Source organism: Primorskyibacter sp. S87 (assembly GCF_049801055.1).
Classification (GTDB): domain Bacteria; phylum Pseudomonadota; class Alphaproteobacteria; order Rhodobacterales; family Rhodobacteraceae; genus JBNAGF01.
Window position 1 is genome coordinate 1 of the sequence record NZ_JBNAGF010000001.1, and the last position, 15372, is coordinate 15372.

General features: G+C 58.1%; 12 protein-coding genes, 1 tRNA gene and 2 pseudogenes. 4 read left to right on the forward strand and 11 right to left on the reverse strand.

Annotated features, from left to right (window positions below):
* Window positions 1-12 precede the first annotated feature (12 nt).
* Both ACP15U_RS00005 and ACP15U_RS00010 read right to left on the reverse strand, forming a co-directional pair.
* Entirely contained in the window at window positions 13-624 is a 612-nt protein-coding gene (locus tag ACP15U_RS00005) for a YjbF family lipoprotein (RefSeq protein ID WP_425043711.1), read from the reverse strand.
* Window positions 625-650: 26 nt separating this feature from the next.
* Window positions 651-2756 carry a YjbH domain-containing protein gene (locus ACP15U_RS00010; RefSeq protein ID WP_425043072.1) on the reverse strand — a complete coding sequence of 702 codons (2106 nt, stop codon included), beginning with the start codon at window positions 2754-2756 and terminating at the stop codon, window positions 651-653.
* A 153-nt stretch (window positions 2757-2909) separates the two neighbouring features.
* On the opposite strand from ACP15U_RS00010, the gene ACP15U_RS00015 reads away from it, so the two are divergent.
* Window positions 2910-3641, forward strand: a complete 732-nt coding sequence (locus tag ACP15U_RS00015) for a metallophosphoesterase family protein (RefSeq protein ID WP_425043073.1) — start codon at window positions 2910-2912, stop codon at window positions 3639-3641.
* Between the two features lie 64 nt (window positions 3642-3705).
* Here ACP15U_RS00015 and ACP15U_RS00020 read toward each other — a convergent pair whose 3' ends face one another.
* The gene (locus ACP15U_RS00020) at window positions 3706-4641 is read right to left on the reverse strand and encodes a tyrosine-type recombinase/integrase (protein ID WP_425043074.1); all 936 of its coding nucleotides are present in this window, start codon (window positions 4639-4641) and stop codon (window positions 3706-3708) included.
* A gap of 365 nt (window positions 4642-5006) precedes the next feature.
* Complete coding sequence (locus ACP15U_RS00025) at window positions 5007-5267, reverse strand: hypothetical protein (protein ID WP_425043075.1); 261 nt, start codon at window positions 5265-5267, stop codon at window positions 5007-5009.
* Between the two features lie 489 nt (window positions 5268-5756).
* On the opposite strand from ACP15U_RS00025, the gene ACP15U_RS00030 reads away from it, so the two are divergent.
* Window positions 5757-6110 carry a cupin domain-containing protein gene (locus ACP15U_RS00030; RefSeq protein ID WP_425043076.1) on the forward strand — a complete coding sequence of 118 codons (354 nt, stop codon included), beginning with the start codon at window positions 5757-5759 and terminating at the stop codon, window positions 6108-6110.
* Window positions 6111-6190: 80 nt separating this feature from the next.
* Here ACP15U_RS00030 and ACP15U_RS00035 read toward each other — a convergent pair whose 3' ends face one another.
* Entirely contained in the window at window positions 6191-7903 is a 1713-nt protein-coding gene (locus ACP15U_RS00035; protein ID WP_425043077.1) for an adenylate/guanylate cyclase domain-containing protein, read from the reverse strand.
* A gap of 247 nt (window positions 7904-8150) precedes the next feature.
* Between ACP15U_RS00035 and ACP15U_RS00040 the strand changes: the two are divergent.
* Window positions 8151-8264 (forward strand): annotated as a pseudogene (locus tag ACP15U_RS00040) (IS5/IS1182 family transposase); the annotation flags it as partial.
* Window positions 8265-8348: 84 nt separating this feature from the next.
* Here the strand turns inward: ACP15U_RS00040 and ACP15U_RS00045 are convergent.
* The 6 genes and pseudogenes from ACP15U_RS00045 to ACP15U_RS00070 all read right to left on the reverse strand — a co-directional run bounded on the left by ACP15U_RS00045 (window position 8349) and on the right by ACP15U_RS00070 (window position 13993).
* Window positions 8349-9323, reverse strand: a complete 975-nt coding sequence (locus ACP15U_RS00045; RefSeq protein WP_425043712.1) for a DbpA RNA binding domain-containing protein — start codon at window positions 9321-9323, stop codon at window positions 8349-8351.
* Between the two features lie 117 nt (window positions 9324-9440).
* Window positions 9441-10400: pseudogene (locus ACP15U_RS00050) on the reverse strand (DEAD/DEAH box helicase); the annotation flags it as partial.
* Window positions 10401-10874: 474 nt separating this feature from the next.
* Window positions 10875-10951: transfer RNA gene (locus ACP15U_RS00055), tRNA-Arg, on the reverse strand.
* Between the two features lie 124 nt (window positions 10952-11075).
* Window positions 11076-11549, reverse strand: a complete 474-nt coding sequence (locus ACP15U_RS00060) for a GNAT family N-acetyltransferase (RefSeq protein WP_425043078.1) — start codon at window positions 11547-11549, stop codon at window positions 11076-11078.
* Between the two features lie 2 nt (window positions 11550-11551).
* On the reverse strand, window positions 11552-11863 hold the full coding sequence (locus ACP15U_RS00065; RefSeq protein ID WP_425043079.1) for an ETC complex I subunit: 312 nt from the start codon (window positions 11861-11863) through the stop codon (window positions 11552-11554).
* A 114-nt stretch (window positions 11864-11977) separates the two neighbouring features.
* Window positions 11978-13993, reverse strand: coding sequence for a M3 family metallopeptidase (locus tag ACP15U_RS00070; RefSeq protein ID WP_425043080.1), 2016 nt, complete (start codon window positions 13991-13993; stop codon window positions 11978-11980).
* Between the two features lie 149 nt (window positions 13994-14142).
* On the opposite strand from ACP15U_RS00070, the gene ACP15U_RS00075 reads away from it, so the two are divergent.
* Window positions 14143-15354 (forward strand): trans-sulfuration enzyme family protein, encoded by a 1212-nt coding sequence (locus tag ACP15U_RS00075; RefSeq protein WP_425043081.1) that lies wholly within the window; start codon window positions 14143-14145, stop codon window positions 15352-15354.
* Window positions 15355-15372 lie beyond the last annotated feature (18 nt).

Genomic DNA, 15372 nt, shown 5'->3' on the forward strand with positions numbered 1-15372 from the left:
GTGCAGCTCTGTTTATTCTGACACCTGCCTTGTTGTGACGACGCCAGCGAAGTCGCCGAGCCATTGTCTTGACTGGACGATCTGGCCTGAGGTGTTGCTGATCCAGTAGACATTGACGAAGTTCTGATCGGTGCTGTTGCAGGTCTCGCGCATCATCCGGGTGGAGGTTGGGGTTCCCCGGATCGTCACGATCTTGTCGCCGCGGTTTTCCACCACGCATTTGTAGCTGCGCATTTCGGTCCGGTCGTTGCCGGTCAGGAAGGAGTGGAAGCGCACGGTTTCGGCTCTGTACCCGCCCAGCACCGCATCCATCGACTGCGCGATGTCCGAGGCCATCAGCCCCGCGCCAAAGCCGCGCTCGCCCACGATCATGCCCTGCCGGGTCAAAAGCGTGGCGCCATCCACCGACAGCCAGGTCCGCACCCCGTCGCGGCTGTTCTCCAACAGCATCACGCCTGCCAGCCCGCTGTCCAGAAAGCCCACCTGCAGCCGCGGCGCATCCGCATCCAGCAGCGGCTGGATGCGCGGGTCGGGCTGGGCCTTGCCGGGCTGCAGCAATGCCTGAAGCTCGACGAAATCGTTGCTGTCATTGGCGCAGCCACTGGTCATCGCCAGCAGCGGCATCAGCAAGGCAAGGGCCAGCGTTCGTCTCATCTGTAGAACCGCCCCCATTGTCCAACCAGCCGCCCGGCGCGCTCGTCTCTGGTGTATTCATGCAGCCGGTTGTCGACGATCAGCCGCGCCCCGCCATCGCGCAGAACCGGCCGGATTGTCTGCTTGACCGTCGACCGCGTCGGCTTGCCGGTCAGCCACGACACCGGAACCTCGAACCGGATCCCCTTGTCGAACGATCCCTCACCGAACTCTTCGGCACTGACATTGGTGAAGGTGGCAAAGGCGCCGACCTTGAAGCCGTTGTTGAACTCCTTGTCGAGCGTGAAGGTCGCGCCCCAATCCCCGGCAAGGTAGCGGCCCGCATCGATCTGCAGGTTATACTCGTTGCCCAGATCGTAGTACATCGAGCCGTGACCGGTCACGACGTCATAGCTCTGGAAGCCGAACAGCATGTCATAGTCACGCTTTTTGGCATAGTTGATCTCGGCCCCCAGCGCGAGGCGGCTGTCATTGGGATACCACAGCATCTCGGCCGAAACCCCGCCGAACATCTCTTCGAGATACCCGCCCGAGACCCGCGCAAACAGATCCTCACCCGGACGCCAGAGATAGGCCGCGGTCAGGCGCTGGACATACACGCTGGACTGGTTGCGCGCGTATTCCGCCCAGTCTGATCGCACATGGGGCAGGACCGAGTCCGAGACCCGGGTGGTCTCGTCGAGATTACCGATGATCGGCACCCGCAGGGCACCGGTCAGGAACAGGCCCGGCTGCACGACATAGTCGCCCTTGAACTCGGCCCCCAACTCATAGCGCAGCGGGTTGTCCGGATCGAAGAACGACAGACGCAGGTAAGGGCCGAAGCGATACCCGGTATGTGGAAAGGCACCCGGCACCGTGCCCGGCGGCAACCCGTAAGGCTCATCCCGGATCACCGAGCGCGCCAGCGTGCGCCATGCGCCATCCACATCGTTTTCCAGCTCGTAGAGATCGCTGCGCTGGGTCTCGATGGTGTTGATCGGCACGCCGTTCTTCAGAAGCGTGATATCAAACACCTCGATCGACGGGTCCAGCGTGTTTGCCATCGTGCGCGCGGTGCGGCCCGCCGCCTGCGCCGAGGCGGAAAAGCGGTTGTTCTCGATCTCGACAATGGCGCGGTTGCCCTCGACCCCATAGCCGGTCATCCGCAGGCCCTGCTTGTCGAGCCGCGCCCGCAGCACATCGCGGGCCGTCATGTCGCTGTCCTGGTCGGGCAGGTTCCAGCTCTCGGCGGCGACCTGGTTCTGCGGCTTCAGCGCCGGGGCCGCGCGGTCCAGCCCGCCCGGCGCCAGCGGGTTGCGCGGATCGAAGGCATAGGAGAGCTGCAGGCCCAGCGTGTTGCCGTACATGTAAGAGGCGTTCATGTTGACGCCGTTGCGAAACTTGTAGTTGACCCCGAAGTTCAGGGGGAAATCGGCATCAAACCCGATCTTCTGCTTCTCTTCCTGATATTCGTCCGAAGAGTATTCGGCCAAAAGGGAAAGCCGGTCGTTCAGGCGATACTCCAATCCGCCAAACAAGGCGGCCGGACCGCGGAACCACTGATCATAGGCCAGTTTACCGCCTGTAGAGCCTGTTCCACGCGGCGGCCGCGTTTCGAACTTGTCATCAAACACCGCCAGCGGGTTCTTGAAACTGTTGCGTTGGCCTAGCCGGCCCCAACCCATGCCGCCGGTCACTTTCCAGCGCTCGGCAAAGGTCTTGGTCAGAACGACATATTCACTGCCATAGATCCCGGTGCCGCCGAAATCGCGAAAGCCAACGCCGATTGCCGGACCCCGGGCGGTTTCCTCGCGCAGGCGAAAGTGGATGTCGAAGCTCCGGTCATACCGGCTTTCGGCACCGCCTCGGTTGAAATCCTTGATGTAGGAATACCGAAACGAGCCATAGACCCAGGGCAGCATCTGGAACGTAATTGTCCCGCGCGCAGTGTCCTTGAAGGCGGCGCCCGTAAACGCAAGATTGGCCGTTGGCAGCACTTCTGCCGACGGCATGTCGATCAGGCCCGGCGTCCCATAGGTCGACAAATTCTGCGCGCGCACGGAATCCTCGGCCAGCAATACACAGCCGAATCCCAGTATCGCGCATGCGGCAATACGCATCTAAACCTGCTCACTCAACATTATCATTTTGTTTTTTAAGAGCTTTACCAAATTGGCCGGAAAGCTTCACAAATTGGCGCGGTGCGCGTATCACTTCCGGCGCAACTGCGCTAGATTTACCACAACCAGCCGTTGCCAAAACGGAGCTCGAGCATGCTGAAATCATGGATTGCCAAGGGAACCGGCAATTCTCCGATCTACCCGTCCATCGCACCTGACGTGCCGTTCTACCTGATCGGTGACGTGCATGGCCGATCCGACCTGCTTGGTCGGCTGCTCAGCAAGCTTGTGCCACAGCATCCGGTGGTGCTGGTGGGGGACTACGTGGACCGGGGCGAGGAAAGTGCCGGGGTGCTGCGCCAGCTCTTTGGACGCCCAAACACCTATTGCATCAAGGGCAACCACGAAGACATGCTGCTGTCCTTCCTCGAAAACCCGATCGAGCACGGCCCGCGCTGGCTGCGCTATGGTGGCCTACAGACGCTGGCCAGCTTTGGCATCGCCGGGCTGACCGAGACCAGCCGCGGCCCGGATCTCGAAGCGGCCCGGGACGCCCTGCGCGACGCCATGGGATCCGAGATGATCTTCTGGCTGCGCACCCTGCCGCTCACTTACGTGAACGGCAATGTCGGCGTTGTTCACGCTGCCGCAGATCCCAGGTTCGGTCTCGAAGACCAAAAACCCAAACACCTGCTCTGGGGACATCCCGAGTTCGGCAGAACCCCACGCCGCGACGGCATGTGGATCGCCCACGGCCACACCATCATCGATGAACCACAAGCCACACAAGGCATCATCGCCGTCGATACCGGCGCATACGCAACAGGCAAACTCACCGTCGCAGGTATCGGCAACGGAGCCGCAGAATTCCTGACGATGAAGTGAACAAGTCACAGGGGCCGCGGTTCGCTCTGATCTTGTAAACGGAAGTTGGGCAATCGAGGGGCCATTACGCCCAGACATTGTGCTCGGCCTTTTCAAGGTAGCGCGTGAGCACGTTGAGAGATTTCCAACCGCCTGCGCGCATGATGGCTGCAGTGTCGTAGCCTCTGACCAGGAGATCCTGGGCGGCCCCCACGCGCAGTGAATGGCCGCTGAACGCGTTCACGCCCGACGCATCTAGGCCCGAGCGTCTTGCGGCTGCCTTTATGATTTGCTTCACCGTTGTCGTGCTGAGGTCGCGGTCAATGGGCTTGCCTTGGTAAATTGGGCAGAACAGCCACTTGATGTTGTCTCCTCGCCAGTCAAGCCACTCCTCTACAAGAGCTGACGTGCGTTGAGAGGTGAAAGCGGTGCGACCGGCACCGAAGAGACCCCATTTGCCGCGACGGATCAACACGCGTAGAGTGCCCTCCTTCCGCGCGTCGATGTCCTCGGTTTGGAGTGCAACAAGCTCAGAGCGTCGGGTCAACAACTCGTATCCCAAAGACAGCATGGCGCGATTGCGCAGGCCCCATGGCGCCTCGGGTTCACTTTCAAGGAACTGGATCAAGCAGTCCCTGGTCAACCCCTTGGCCTGTTTGGGGCGGATCGGCTTGCTGCGCTTGAACCGTCTGAAGGCCAAGTTGATGTCTTCATCACAAGTAGGATCCGGTAGGTGCAAAAGCCGATGAACCTTGCGAATGGCGTGGAGCCGACGCCTGACCGTCGAGGGCGCCAAGTACGTACCTTGGTTTTCCAAAAACCGGCAGACGGTTTCTACACTGGCCGGGAAGGGCTCTGGTATTGATTTCTCAAGACACCAAAACACAAACGCCTCGACATCGGCGAAGTAAGCACGCATGGTCGATGGTGCGTAGGCACCTTCGAGACGACCGATTTCAGAGCGCCAGTCAAGAATTAGGTATGGCCCATTATGTATCACAAAAGGCACCGCTGGCACCATAAATGTTAACGTCAATATTAACGCCGCAACAAATCAGAATGACGCGTGCTGGGCTAAGGTGGACGATTGAGACACCGAGTAAGCCCAGTGGTGTGGGGTGGCGAACTATAAAACATATCGAAAAGAGCGACGAACACATGACTACGAATTTCAGCACTCTTTCCAAGCTGAAGGAGAGTTTGGAAAGCGCAGGTATTGATTTCATTGGAACTCCAGATGACGCTCCTGGAATACGCATCCACAACCCCAAACAAACCAAGTGACACAGAGCGGTTGGTGCAAGAGCCTGTATGTTTGTCCATATGAAAGTCCTAGCTGTCCCCGCTACGGCTATAGTCGCGATTGTCATAGGCGTGCTGGCTCTATCACAAATTTCCGCACCAGCGCCCATTCCGGGCTCCGACAAGACGCATCACGTAATCGCCTTTGCGACGCTGGTCTTTCCCATCGCTCTTCTGCGCCCGAAAAAGCTGCTTTGGGTTGTTTTGTTCGCTACCGTCTATGGTGGAGTAATCGAATTGATCCAGCCTCATGTTGGGCGGTTTAAGTCCTTTGGAGATTTTCAGGCTGACCTCGTTGGCATTGCCTTCGGTACGATCCTTGGCCTGAGTGCCAATTTTGCCCAAGCTGCGTTTTCGAGAAGAAGGTCGCCTCGCATATAGTGTTACAGGCAAGCAGTCATACCCTTGTCATTTTTTGCATGCCAATACTGGTCGGCGGAGTGGTCAAACAAAAACGCCTTTTTTTTGGTCCAATTTTGCCTTGTTCACGATCCAGACTGCTGGACATGCAACGAAGAAACCTCGCAGCTGATCCATCGCTCAGTGAGCGCTCCGTGGGCACAACGCTACCTGTTCTGCACAGGGCCGAGCAGTTTCAGGTTTCTTTGGAGGTCCCCAAGCGAAATCCACGCACCAAGAAGTTGACTGTTGGCTTGTTGCTTTCTGGCGTCGCAGCATTTGCGACCTACCTTGCGCTCTGAGAAGCGTTGGAAACTCCAGTGTTGATTTCATCAAAACTCAAATGGCATTCTTTCCCTAAATTGGGAGTGCACGTTCGTGTGGAGATTGCTTTCCGTCGTACATTTGGCCGTGCCTTTGCTGGCCACTTCAGCCATGTCGCACGAGACAACGGACCCATCGGCTTTTGAAAAACCTGAGATCCGCAATTTGAAGTCAACTGCGCTGGAAAGCGCAGAAGGCCTTGAGGTGATCGTAAGCCAAGTCGTCCTGCCGCCGAATGTGACCCTACCCTTGCACTGGCACCCCGGAGAAGAAATCGCATACATCCTGCAAGGGAGTGTAACACTGATCCTCCAGGGCGAGCCAGAGCAGGAGTACTCGGTGGGAGAAGTCGGAATCGTCCCATTGAAAAAGGAACACACGGCACGCTCGGGCAAGGACGGGGCAACGATATTGGTGTTTCGGGTCCATGAAGAGGGCGAACCGGGCCGCACTCTGGTCGATTAGTGATGCCAGGCCAAACTCCGCTTACAATATGATTGGTGAAGGCCTTTCGGCACGGCACGGAGATTGACCCTGCCGCACGCTCAAGTCAGCAGCCCGGCCTTAATCCAGCCTTGTCGCCAACGAGCTGCGCAAGACGGGAAAGAGAAAATTGGTAACCGACTGGTCTCGGCAATGGCCGCCTCTCCAGAAACATACTGCTTCAGGTTATCGACCGCCGCCTTAACTGCTTTGTCATCGCCAAGATGGGCAAGGGACGCAATTAATATCATATGGCTAATCAAGAAAACCGGCCGGACTGACAGGGCCTCACGGCAGGCTTCTACGGCTTCCTGATACTGCTGCATATGGAAGTACGCCATGCCCTGAGCCACGAAAGAAGCATGCCGTAGTGGATCCCGGGGGCTCAAGTCTACAGAGTGCGTTGCATGGCGGAGCGCCTCCTCTGGGCGATCCAAGAGGAACAGATTGATGGACGCCAGCATATGCACAGACGCGGCGTTTGGATTTTCCGACAAGGCCTCCTTGAATGCCGTGCGTGCCCGAGGCAAGTCCTTTGCCAGCATTGAGATGGAATGCGCCGCGTAGGCCTTCGCAATGCCGTCCGCGCGATCACTCATCAAAACCCGCTGTGCAGCGGCAACCGCCGATTTTGGTCCTTCGTCGACGGGTTCCAAGCTTTGCACCAGGCGCTGGATATGCAGCCAGGCCAGCAGCCCTGCAGCCGCCGCGTATTCCGGGTCCCGGTCCAGAGCCAGTTTCGCTAGTTTTATCGCTTCCTTGTTGTCTTCATCAGTCAGCAAATGAAAGTGCGACACTGCCCTGAGATAAAGCTCATATGCCTGTAAATCTTCGGTGGGCTTGGCGCGCGCACGTTTCGTTTCAGCATAACGCAATGAGGGCTCAATCGCGGTGACAACATCCTGTGTGACCCTGTCCTGAAGATCGAAAATGTCATCCAGGACACCGTCAATGCGGTCCGCCCAAAGATGGCTACCACTTTCGGCGTCAATTAGCTGACCAGTAATCCGGACGCGCTGCCCGGCGCGCCTGACAGAGCCCTCGAGGACGTAACGGACACCAAGGACCTTCCCCACCTCACGGATGTCCGTGGCTTGCCCCTTAAACGTGAAGGACGAATTTCGCGCGACAACCATGAGCCAGCGAAATCGTGAAAGTTCGGTAATAATGTCTTCCGTAATGCCGTCAGCAAAGAACTCCTGCTCTGGATCACCGGACATGTTGTCAAACGGCAGCACGGCAATACCTGGCTTGGTACTTGAATTGACTGCCAGATTGACCTTGATCCCCTTGGGCCAAGACCACACGGCTATGTGGCGTGAAATGTTCTTCAGTTCGGCTTGCTCGCCTCCGTCAAACACGGCTGCGTTACTGCGGTCCAGACTATTGTGGGACGTGTCTGAAATGAGAATTTGGTCTGGCTGAGCGAGAGCTTCAAGGCGGGCCGCAACGTTGATCGCATCGCCGAATATGTCATCGCCGTCTGTGACCACTTCGCCCGTGTGAATTCCGATGCGTAACTTGATACCTTTAGGTTTGTGAGATGATTGCAGCGCAATTGCGCAATCAGACGCCTCGGATGCCGACCGAAACTCGACAATCCAACCATCGCCCATGCTCTTGACCAAGTCTCCGTTGTGAGAAGAAATCAACGGTAGAAACACGTCCTCGCGGAAAGTTTGTAGTGCGGAAATCGTGCCCACTCTATCTTGGTCCATCAGGGCAGAGTAACCGACGATATCCGCCGCCAGTACGGTCGTGATCCGCCGCTCCATTCGCTTCTCCCTTGTTTGGCTAAAGTTAGCTTACAGCCGGAATGTTGTCAGCCCGCGCCGCTTCAGTATCCGAAACTGGAACCCACAGTCTAAATCTCAAGCACGCAATGAAAGGCAGGCACACAATCCGCGGCAGCGGCAAGCCGTACTGCCAAGGAAACAGTGGTTTTGCTGTATGGACGCAAACGCGGTAGACAGGCATTCAAGAGCGGAGAACGACCGGAAGAAGGGTCCCGCAACTCGAACCGTCTTCGCCCAAATCATGGCTGATCTGGCTGCCGAACATGGCGAATAGAAGACGGTCATGATCGACGCGACCCATCTCAAGACCCAGCGGACAGCGACCAGTTTGGGCGTGAAAACCCAGTCGGTGATGTCGCCGGCGTCGAGGTTAATGAGCAGCAAGCCGGGTATCAGATACGGCGTTTTTGGGATTTGTAGTGGCTTAGGTTTTTTTGGTGGTCTTGCGGAAGGGTCTGGCCTCTCCGCCCTTGCCGTGCACGCGTCGTGAAGGCTGCCCAACTTTGGATTTACTCTTTGACGAATGCCGGGCTTTCCCTGTGCGCAATGATTTAGACGTGTCCAGCACGTTTTTGTCTCGGTTTTGTTGCTTGCCCGGTTTTGCGCTCGATTTTGCTTTTGGCTCTATGCCGTCGGTCTGGCCTTTCGGCTTTGCGTCCAGTGGCCTTTTGTCTTTGCTCTTGAGTTTACGAGCGGTCTTTTCAGGCTGCTGGACCTTGGGCTTCGCCTGTTTGGGTGCGGGTTTGGCGATGTAATCAGCCTGATCTCGTTTGTGTGCAGGTTTTGATTGCTTGTCAGAGCGGCTTTTGCGCTGGTCCGCAGGCGCCTGGGCTGGCCGCGGTTCCGCGGGTGGCCCTTTGGGCGACGCGTCGAAGTCTGGAACGCCTTCCAATTCCGTAAGGGCCGCCCCTTGTTCGAGTGCCAGGCCTTTGCCCAACTCTTGTTTCATCGTCGGCACGGCCTCATCGGCGATCTCAACGAATGTTTCTTGATACTGGACGCGAATGGCGCCGATCGCGCTTTTGCTCAGGCCTGCGTTACGGCAGAGCATGGGCAGCAGCCAACGTGGCTCTGCGCGATGTTTGCGCCCAAGAGAAAGCGAAAACCACGTGCTCGGACCAAAGGCGGCATGATCTGTTTTTGGGCGCTTTCCGGGCTCGGGCACTGCGCCCAGTATCTCGGGGGCTGAGTTCTGCTCCCGGTAAAGGCGCAAATACGCAGCGACCACTTGTTCGGGCTTTCTTCCGGAGAGCAGTCGTTCAGCGAATGCGGCCTCCTCGGCGCTGAGCGGCTCATTCAGAGCGGGATCGGCGATGATGCGTTCCTCCTCCCGTTCAAGCACCTCTTCCGCAGATGGAGGCGACCCCCACGTTGCAGTTAGCTTTGCCGTCTTGAGCAACCTTTGCGCCTTCGAGCGATGGCGCCCAGGTACGATCAAGATCGACTGACCCTTGCGGCCCGCGCGGCCCGTCCGGCCAGATCGGTGAAGTAACGTTTCGGCATTTGACGGCAGATCCGCATGGATCACCAATTCCAGGCCCGGAAGATCAATCCCGCGCGCCGCAACATCTGTGGCTACACAGACATGGGCGCGGCCATCCCGCAATGCCTGCATGGCATTGCTGCGCTCGGCCTGACTGAGCTCCCCGGAGAGAGAGACAACCTTGAACCCCCGGTTAGAGAACTTCGCCGTCAATCGAGCCACCATAGCGCGGGTATTTGCAAAGACGATCGCAGTTTGGGCAGCATGAAAACACAGCAAATTGATGATCGCCTTTTCGATATCCGACGGCGCGACGTTCAACGCACTATAGGCAATGTCGGCGTGCTGTGCCTCTGTGCTGCCGATCTTGAGGCGGTGCGCGTCTTCTTTCTGGTAGGTTTGGGCGAGTTTGGCGATACCACGGGGGACAGTGGCCGAGAACATCAAAGTTCGCCGGGTCTGAGGGGTTTGATCGAGGATGTATTCAAGATCCTCGGCAAAGCCCATATCCAGCATCTCATCGGCTTCATCAAGGACGACGGCCCGTATGTCACTGAGGTCAATGGCGCCACGCGTGGCATGATCGCGCAATCGGCCGGGAGTTGCGACGACGACATGCGCGCCGCGCTCCAACGCGCGACGTTCCGTGCGGGTGTCCATACCGCCTACCGCTGACGCCGTCACAATCCCCGCTTGTTCAAAAAGCCAGTCAAACTCACGGCGCACTTGCAGCGCCAATTCCCGCGTTGGCGTGATAATGACAGCAAGTGGTGCCGCCGGTCGCCCAAATCTGCCATCCTCATCCAGCAGCTCATGGGCGATGGTCAGGCCGAAGCCGACGGTTTTCCCCGATCCGGTCTGCGCAGAGACAAGCAGGTCTTTGCCGCGCAGACCCTCGTCCATTACCGCTATCTGCACCGGAGTAAGCTCGCTATAGCCCTTTCCCTGAAGCGCTGCCGACAGCGATTGCGGGAGGTTTTGAAAGTCTTGCATGAGTCACCACCGGTCAGGAAAGGCCTCGGCGATAGCGACATTTTCAGCTGATGTATAGCCACCAAATTGTTTCGGAAAACGCGGGCAAGGGGTCGTCACAGGCAAAAAAACGCTATCCACAGCGAAGAAAAACAAAAAAGGGCAACTCTGCCGGCTGCAAACGCAGCATTTGACGACAGCGCCCAAGGTCCGCTGTTGGGCGGATGCAAATTTCTTTAGGCTTGTTTGACTGTCCGCTTCGTGCCGCTATGCGGTCGTCGGGCCAGTTTTGTAGACAGTCCGTTGCCGTTAAGCTTGAATACAGCTATCGGTCCTGACCCTAAGAGCTTTTGTCCGCTCCGTCGAAAACTGATAGTCGACGAACTCTTGGGCGCCTGAATTAGGGTCCGGTGGTGGCTAGATGCAAACCGGCGATGACCGAGAATGGATCTCGGCCATAAACGTGAACTAAAGATTTTGTTTAGTTCAAGACAGTGGCGACCCCGGAAGGACTCGAACCCTCAACCTGCTGATTAGAAGTCAGCTGCTCTATCCAGTTGAGCTACGGGGCCGCGCTGTAGTGGATCGGAAGATCCAACCAGATCTCTCATAGTGGTGAATTCAGCGAGACGCAAAACGAAATTCGGGTTGAGCCCTGCGATCAGGTGACAGCGGGTTGTTGGGCTCGGTTTTCCTTCATACTCGTTTCATTTCCAACCGCATAAATGCGCTGTTGGGGTCGGGTTCATAGCCGAAAATGGGGCCGCAATAGGCATAGCCCAGCGACTCGTACAATGCACGGGCCGCTGTGTATTCCGGCAGATGGTTCGCACCGGTTTCCAGAACCAGGGCATCTGCTCCGGCCATCTCCGCGACACCGTGCAAATGCTCCATCAATTGCCGGGCAAGGCCGCGGCCTCGGGCGGCCTTGGCGACGTGAACGGATTTGACTTCAAGCGTATTGTCCGGCAGCGTTTTTAACGCACCGCACGCGACCGGCGAACCTGCCTCATATGCAACCCAAAGCCGGATCTTCGGTTGGCACAAGTCCGCGATGTCCAGTGTGTGATTGCTTTCCTGTGGCCCGGCATCCTGCGAATGGCTCAGATGCGCTGCCAGCAAAGGGCGCAAATCTTCTGATCTCGGATCGGCAACCCGGATCTCGATCATGTTCAGTGGGTCCAGGGGGCGCGGCGGTCGGTTGCAAAATTCTCGCCATAGCCACGCGGACGAATGTTGGCTTTGCGGGTTTTGGGTTCGAAAACCTCAGCCTCGATGTCGTTTGCCTCGGCATATTCGAGCGCGGCTTCCTTGCTTTCAAAACGCATCCGAACCTGACTTTGGGTATCGGTGCTAGACGTCCAGCCCATCAGGGGGTCGACTTCGCGCGAAGAGGCCGGGGCATATTCCAGCACCCATTTCCGGGTTTTGGCCATGCCAGAAGTCATGGCATTCCGGGCCGGTTTATAGATCCGTGCGCGCATTTCGGTCTCCTTCAAGTTCGGGCCTGCCGGGCAGGCACAGGACTCGCGTCCTGATCTATATGCGTGACCGGCGCAAAGACGGCAAGGCGCCTTTTGCCTCAGTTTTCCCGCCGCTCAAATCGCAGCCAGCCCGCGCCCTTTGAGCAACGCGTCCACACCGGGCAGGCGGCCACGGAATGCGGTGTAAAGGTCTTCGGCCTCTCGTGATCCACCGGTCGACAGAATATGCGTCTCCAGCGCATTTGCACGTTCCGGATCGAACGGACCTTCGGCTTCTTCAAAGGCTGAAAAGGCGTCGGCATCCATCACCTCGGACCACATATAGCTGTAGTAGCCCGAGCTGTAGCCGTCCCCAGCAAACACATGCGCGAAATGCGGGGTCGCATGGCGCATTCCAATGGCACGGGGCATGCCGAGCTCGTTCAGAACTTCGGTTTGTTTTTTGATGGGATCGGACGGGGCAGGGCCGTCGTGAAAGGCCAGATCCACAAGAGCCGAGGCCACATATTCCACCGTCTGGAAGCCCATGTCGAAATTGGCCGCGCCCAGAACCTTGTTCAGCATCTCTTGCGGCATCGTCTCGCCGGTTTCGGCATGCGTGGCAAATTCTGCCAGGACCTCCGGAACCTCGAGCCAGTGCTCATATAGCTGGCTCGGCAGCTCAACGAAATCACGGGCCACGGATGTGCCCGAAATGCTTTCATAGGTCACGTTGGAGAGCATCTGGTGCAGAGCGTGGCCGAATTCGTGAAACAACGTGCGGGCATCATCGTATGACAAAAGCGCCGGATCGCCCTTTGCGAAGTTGCATACGTTGATCACTACGGGTGTCTGCACCTTCGGAAACCGGGCCTGCGAACGCATTGCCGAACACCACGCACCTGACCGCTTTGAGCCACGGGCAAAGTAGTCTCCTATGAAAACAGCAAGATGACGGCCGTCGCGCGTTACCTCCCAGGCTTTGCAATCAGGATGGTAGAGGGGGACATCCAGCGGATTGAAATTCAGCCCGAATAGCCGCGTCGCACAGGAAAAGCACGCGTCGATCATGCGGTCCAATTGCAGGTAAGGCTTCAGAGCGGCCTCATCGAGGTCGTGCTCGGCTTTGCGGCGCTTTTCGGCGTAGTAGCGCCAGTCCCAAGGTTCCAGATCGCCGTTGATCCCGTCGGCATGCATCATCCCTGACAGAACTCCGGCATCGCGTTCCGCCATTGCTCTGGCCGGGCCCCAGACGTCCATCAATAGCTTTCTTACTGCGTCGGGTGTTTTGGCCATCTCGGTTTCAAGCTTGTATTCCGCGAAGTTGTCGTATCCCAACAGGCGGGCCCGTTCCTCGCGCAGCTCAAGGATTTCCTTGGCAATGGCGCGGTTGTCGGTTTCCCCACCATTTGCACCGCGCGCCGCCCAGGCCTTGTATGCGGTTTCCCGCAAGTCCCGCCGCGACGAAAACTGCAAAAACGGGACGATCAGCGATCGCGACAGCGTCACAACCGGACCACCGACGGCCTTTTCCTCTCCGGCGGCGCGGGCGGTGTCGATAACGAAATCGGGCAACCCCTCCAGATCCTCTTCTGCAAGAGGCATGAACCAGTCACGTTCGTCGGCCAGCAGGTTCTGGGTAAAGGCGGTGCCCAGCGTCGCGAGCCTGCCCTTGATTTCCGACATACGCGCATCGTCATCGCCTTCCAGCGCGGAACCGGATCGGACAAAACCGCGGTGCGTCAGCAGTAACACCCGCGCTTGCTCTTCCGTCAGGGCAAGAGCATCACGGCTATTCCAAAGAGCCGCAACGCGCGCATACAACGCATTGTTCGATGATATCGCGGCAAAATGCGCAGCGAGCTTTGGGGAAAATTCGCGCTGCAGTTCTTCGCGTTTGGGATTGCTGTCGGCGCCCGCGACAGTGAAGAACGTGCCCAGAACGCGGTTCAATGCTTCGTCCGAGGCTTCCAGTGCTTCGATGACATTTTCAAATGTTGGCGCATCCGGGTTTGCGGCGATGGCATCGGTGTTGGCCTTGTGTTCAGCCAGTGCCTGTTCGAGCGCCGGCGCGAAATCTTCATCACTGATGCGGTCGAACGGGGCGATCTCGAAGGGGGTGGTCCACGGGGCAAGGATCGGGTTGGTCACAGGCAGGCTCCTGGGGAATGAGTGTTGCGCGATAAGCTAGGAGCGCAGGAAGGGTTGGTCCAGAGCAGAAAGTGGCCGCGCTTGTCGCCAACGGTCTTGTTTTGGTGTTCTCGCACAGTCACGGTTGCGGCAAACCGAAGGAGAAGCGCATGACCCGCCTCAATCGCCCCGTCGGGCCGATGACAACCGCGATTCATTCCGGGGAGGCGCCCGACCCGGCTACCAATGCCTCGGCTCCCCCAATTCACATGTCGTCAACATATGTATCCGAGGACGTGTCCGGTTTCTCGGCCCATGACCTGACACCAGACAGCCCATACGCCTATTCGCGCTGGGCCAATCCGACGGTCGCGGGGTTGGAGGCAAAGATTGCGGCGATGCAGGGAACGGAGGCTTGTTTGTGCCTTGCATCTGGTATGGCTGCTGCAACGGCGATCTTCTTCACGTTCCTGTCGGCCGGTGATCATGTCGTTGTCTCGGATGTTTCCTATGCCGGAGTGGCAGAACTGGCGCGCGATACGCTACCGCGCATGGGGATCGAGGTTTCAACGGTCGACATGTCCGATCTCGAAGCAGTTACGGGGGCGATCCGGCCAAACACCCGCCTCATTCATACCGAAACGCCGGTGAACCCAATCGGCCGCCTGACTGACCTTGCGGCGGTGTCCCGGCTGGCTCGGCAGGCGGGGGCGCTGTTGAGTTGTGACGCGACCTTTGCCTCGCCACTTGGGATGGATGCGGTTGCGCTTGGTGTAGATCTGGTGATGCATTCCATCACGAAATACATAGGTGGCCACGGTGACGCCGTAGGCGGTTCGGTTGCCGGGCCGGCTGATCTGATCACTCAAATGCGAACCGAGGCCGCGATTCATCATGGCGGTGTGCTGTCGCCGTTCAATGCCTGGCTGATCTCTCGCGGAGCAGCCACGCTGCCTCTGCGGATGAAGGCCCACGAAGCCGGTGCGCAATCTGTCGCGGAGTGGCTGGAGGCTCATTCCAGAGTGTCCAAGGTGATCTATCCGGGCCTTGCCTCACACCCACAGGCCGATCTGGCTGCCCGGCAGATGACGAACATGTCGGGCATGGTATCCTTTCAGGTGGGTGATGCCGCCGCCGGGCGGTCAATTGCCCAGAACATGATCGACCGGCTTGAGGTGATTCATTACGCGGTTTCGCTGGGACATCATCGCAGTCTTGTCTTCTGGATGGAAACCGAAGGGCTGATTGAAAGCTCGTTCCGGTTAGGCGGAAGCCAACTGGAAAGCTACCGGGCATATGCTGGTGACGGCATCATGCGCTTGTCAGTGGGATTGGAAGATGCCGAAGATCTGATCGCGGATCTCGACAGGGCGCTGTCCTGAGCCTGAATTGACATCGGG